This is a genomic window from Burkholderia sp. Ac-20345, assembly GCF_017104825.1.
GTDB lineage: Bacteria > Pseudomonadota > Gammaproteobacteria > Burkholderiales > Burkholderiaceae > Burkholderia > Burkholderia lata_B.
Genome location: NZ_JAAGPO010000392.1, coordinates 1 through 3,834 on the forward strand (window position 1 = coordinate 1; position 3,834 = coordinate 3,834).

A 3,834-nucleotide genomic window follows, 5' to 3' on the forward strand; every position below is an offset into this window, starting at 1 on the left:
CGGCAACGGCGTTTGCGCCGTCCTGGTTCAGGTCGGCGATCGCGACGGCCGCGCCCGCCTTCGCGAGCTCGAGTGCGATTTCCTTGCCGATGCCGCTCGCGGCGCCCGTGACGACTGCGGTCTTGCCGCTCAGATCTGCTGCCATGTCCGTCTCCTCCCGTTGTCGGATCGATAAAAGCACGCGCCCGCCGCATCCGCTACCGTCGCGCGATCGTACTGGCGGGCCAGCCGTCATTGTGCACGATCAGCCCCGCCGTTCGCGCGCAAAACGTCTAAGCTTAAGGTCGGTTCCCTCACGCAGGAGATTCGCATGCACTATCGACGGCTAGGCCGCTCCGGCCTGCAGATCAGCGCGCTGTCGCTCGGTTCGTGGGTGACGTACGGCAACCAGGTCGACCAGCGGGTCGCGCGCGAATGCCTGGCTGCGGCGCGCGACGCAGGCGTCAATTTCTTCGACAACGCCGAGGTCTACGCCGGCGGCAAATCCGAGGAAATCATGGGCCACGCGCTCAAGTCGCTCGACTGGCCGCGCGTCAGCTATATCGTGTCCACGAAGTTCTTCTGGGGGCTCGCCGAAGCGCCGAACCAGTATCACACGCTGAACCGGAAATACCTGCTGAACGCCATCGACGGCTCGCTGCGCCGCTTGCAGCTCGACTATGTCGACCTCGTCTATTGCCATCGCCCCGATCCGAACACGCCGATCGAGGAAACCGTCTGGGCGATGAGCGACATGATCGTGCGCGGCAAGGCGCTGTACTGGGGCACGTCGGAATGGAGCGCCGAAGAGATCCGCGCCGCGTGCGAGATCGCCGAACGACATCACCTGCACAAGCCGGTCGTCGAACAGCCACAGTACAACCTGTTCCATCGCACGCGGGTCGAACGGGAATATGCGCGGCTCTACGACGACTACGGCCTCGGCCTCACGACCTGGAGCCCGCTTGCATCGGGCCTGCTCACCGGCAAGTACCGTAACGGCGTGCCGCCCGGCAGCCGCGCGCAATTGCAGGGTTACGACTGGATGCGCGACCGCCTGACCGATCAGGCCGCCAACGATATCGTCGAACGGCTCGGCGAAATTGCGGCCGAGCTCGGCTGCAGCACGAGCCAGCTCGCGATCGCGTGGGTGCTCGCGAATCCGCGCGTGAGTTCGGTCATCACGGGCGCATCGCGGATCGAGCAGATCAGTGACAACATGCGCGCGCTCGACGTTGCCGCGAAGCTGACGCCGGACGTGAAGCAACGCATCGAAGAGGTGGTCGGCGATGCGTACGAATAAGGCGATGCACGGCCACTCGCGTACAATACGCGGCCCGCATCGGCGCCCGGCCTGACGGCCGCGCACGATCGATCGCTTTCATCGATTCACCTTTCGTTTCAGGCAGCCCGCCATGCTCAGTTATCGTCACGGTTTTCACGCAGGCAACCACGCGGACGTGCTCAAGCACGCCGTCGTCGTCCAGCTGCTGCGCTACCTGAACAAGAAAGACAAGTCCTACTGGTACATCGACACGCATGCAGGTGCCGGCGTGTACTCGCTGCGCGACGGCTATGCGGCGAAGACATCGGAATTCGACACAGGCATCGGCCGGCTGTGGAACGAAAAGAACCTGCCGGAAGCGCTGGGCGACTATGTGGATGAAGTCCGCGCGCTGAACGACGACGGTGAACTGCGCTTCTACCCCGGTTCCCCGTACATCGCGTGGCGATCGATGCGCGATCAGGACCGCATGCGCCTGTTCGAAATGCACACGACGGAAATCGACGTGCTGCGCCACAATTTCCGCGACGCGGGGCGACGCGCGATGATCTTCGCAGGCGACGGCTTCGAAGGCATCAAGGCGCTGCTGCCGCCGCCGCCGCGACGCGCACTCGTGCTGATCGACCCGTCCTACGAGGACAAGAAGGATTACGCGCGCACGGTGGCGTGCGTGACGGAGTGTCTGAAGCGTTTCGCGACGGGCTGCTACGCAATCTGGTACCCGCAGGTGACCCGGACGGAATCGCAGCGTTTTCCCGAGCAGCTGAAGCGCCTGCAACCGAACAACTGGCTGCACCTGACATTGACGGTGTCGAATCCGCCGACTGACGGGCTGGGTCTCTACGGCAGCGGGATGTTCATTCTGAATCCGCCGTATACGCTCGCCCAGAGCATGAACGAGGCACTGCCCTATCTGGTCGAGATGCTGGGACAGGATAGCGGCGCCCGCTGCCAGATCGAGCACCGCGGAAACTGATCGGGCGACTGGCTGTTACGGCTGAGGTCTCGGCGCGAGCCTTGGCTGGTTGGCCGGTTGCCCACCCCACGCGGGAACATTGATATACGGCGCGACGAACAGCGGAACCGACGTGTTCGGCGCCTGCCCGGCCGGAGCCCGCATGCGTGCCGGCTCGACGATCGGCTCGGAAGACAACGGCGCCGTCTGCAGCACCAACCCGCCCTTGCCGTCCTGGATACCGCGTTGCGTATCGAGAATCAGCGGTTTGGACGACGTCGCGGCCACGGCCGCGAGTCCATGGACAAGTACCGCCGCGCCCAGAACGAGACGCGCGCGGGCACTTCGACGCACATCGAGACGCAAACGCATGATCGTGTCCTTCAGGATGAAAAGCAGGTGCATACCATAGCGCTGCACTGACGATTGCGCCAGATCCGGCGCACAAAAAACAAAGCCCCGTCAAATACGGGGCTTGCTTATCGTTCGGTGCCACGTGGCACCTGACGGTGACTCCGATTACAGCGAGTAGCCGTTGGTTTCGAGCGAGCGGATGCGGCTCTCGAGCTGGACGATGTCCGACGACGTAGCGAGGTAAGCCTCACGGCGTTCACGTTCTGCGGATTCGAACCAGTTGCTCAGCTTTTCGACGATGTAGGCGATCATGACGTTCTCCAAGGAAGGGGGACCCCTGGTGAATCGGTGTTCAGGGATTTCCCGTATAGGGTTATCCCGAATTATAGCGATGCCGCACCAAGATGCTAGTGAAATACTTGCATGGAAGCCATTCCATTTCGGAATATCCGGTCGCCGACCTAGCGTAACCTGTTGATTTTTATGAAAATAGAATCGAGGCCTGTTTTTGACCTCGAGTGTGCGCACTAATTTGGTTCATCGACGGGGTCGGACAGACGCGCCAGAATCGGGCATTCGGGCCGCCCGTCACCATGACAGTGCGCAGCGAGATCGGCCAATGTGTCGCGCATGTCGCTCAGCTCCGTGATGCGCTTGTCGAGTTCGGCCACGTGTTCGAGGGCAATCGACTTCACTTCTGCGCTCGCGCGGGAGCGATCCTGCCAGAGCATCAACAGCTTGCGGATGTCCTCGACGAGAAAGCCAAGGCGTCGCGCCTGACGGATGAAACGCAGGATATGGATTTCGTCTGCGCCGTAGATCCGGTAGCCGGCGTCGGTACGCTTGCTCGGCGCAAGCAGGCCGACCTGTTCGTAGTACCGGATCATTTTTGCGCTGACTCCGGATTCGCGCGACGCGTCGCCGATATTCATTCCCGCCCTCTCCATCAAGCCCTGGTTTCGAACATGAACGTCGACGACTGCAATCGCCGACGGCACTTCGATCGTATCAAATCGCGTGGTTTCGTTCCGGGGTAAGGCTTGACTGCGGGATGGCAGCCGAGTGATCTGGCGTGCGAGCCAGGGGCACGTGATGAATGGAGCGCACTTCTCCTACCGCACGTGCGTTTTTTGTCGCTGAAATGCAAAAACCCCCGCCTTTCGGGCGGGGGTTCTTGGCTTAGGGAGCCTGACGATTACCTACTTTCACACGGGAATCCGCACTATCATCGGCGTAGAGTCGTTTCACGGTCCTGTTCGGG

General features: G+C 62.1%; 6 protein-coding genes. 2 read left to right on the plus strand and 4 right to left on the minus strand.

The annotated features are described in order from the left end of the window. Window positions 1–145 (minus strand): SDR family NAD(P)-dependent oxidoreductase (locus G3O06_RS47090; RefSeq protein WP_131932302.1); only part of this gene is annotated, 145 nt, incomplete at its 3' end. A 165-nt stretch (window positions 146–310) separates the two neighbouring features. Here G3O06_RS47090 and G3O06_RS47095 point away from each other — a divergent pair. Further along, the gene (locus G3O06_RS47095; RefSeq protein WP_174974845.1) at window positions 311–1,282 is read left to right on the plus strand and encodes an aldo/keto reductase; all 972 of its coding nucleotides are present in this window, start codon (window positions 311–313) and stop codon (window positions 1,280–1,282) included. 112 nt (window positions 1,283–1,394) lie between these two features. Beyond that, entirely contained in the window at window positions 1,395–2,240 is an 846-nt protein-coding gene (rlmJ, locus tag G3O06_RS47100) for a 23S rRNA (adenine(2030)-N(6))-methyltransferase RlmJ (RefSeq protein WP_174918912.1), read from the plus strand. 15 nt (window positions 2,241–2,255) lie between these two features. On the opposite strand, the gene G3O06_RS47105 is transcribed toward rlmJ, so the two are convergent. From G3O06_RS47105 to cueR, 3 genes are all read right to left on the minus strand, one after another. Beyond that, a complete protein-coding gene (locus G3O06_RS47105) occupies window positions 2,256–2,624 on the minus strand; it encodes a hypothetical protein (protein WP_174918911.1) in 369 nt (122 codons plus the stop codon). A gap of 114 nt (window positions 2,625–2,738) precedes the next feature. Continuing rightward, window positions 2,739–2,885: a DUF3563 family protein gene (locus tag G3O06_RS47110; RefSeq protein WP_006478295.1), complete on the minus strand. Its 147-nt coding sequence runs from the start codon at window positions 2,883–2,885 to the stop codon at window positions 2,739–2,741. Between the two features lie 215 nt (window positions 2,886–3,100). Further along, window positions 3,101–3,505, minus strand: a complete 405-nt coding sequence (gene cueR, locus G3O06_RS47115; protein ID WP_174987219.1) for a Cu(I)-responsive transcriptional regulator — start codon at window positions 3,503–3,505, stop codon at window positions 3,101–3,103. Window positions 3,506–3,834: the final 329 nt, after the last annotated feature.

What these genes read in the sequence shown, in the direction of transcription:
- G3O06_RS47095 (WP_174974845.1), top strand. Translation starts at nt 311, where the DNA reads ATGCACTATCGACGGCTAGGCCGCTCCGGCCTGCAGATCAGCGCGCTG.
- rlmJ (WP_174918912.1), top strand. Translation starts at nt 1,395, where the DNA reads ATGCTCAGTTATCGTCACGGTTTTCACGCAGGCAACCACGCGGACGTG.
- G3O06_RS47105 (WP_174918911.1), bottom strand. Translation starts at nt 2,624, where the DNA reads ATGCACCTGCTTTTCATCCTGAAGGACACGATCATGCGTTTGCGTCTC.
- G3O06_RS47110 (WP_006478295.1), bottom strand. Translation starts at nt 2,885, where the DNA reads ATGATCGCCTACATCGTCGAAAAGCTGAGCAACTGGTTCGAATCCGCA.
- cueR (WP_174987219.1), bottom strand. Translation starts at nt 3,505, where the DNA reads ATGAATATCGGCGACGCGTCGCGCGAATCCGGAGTCAGCGCAAAAATG.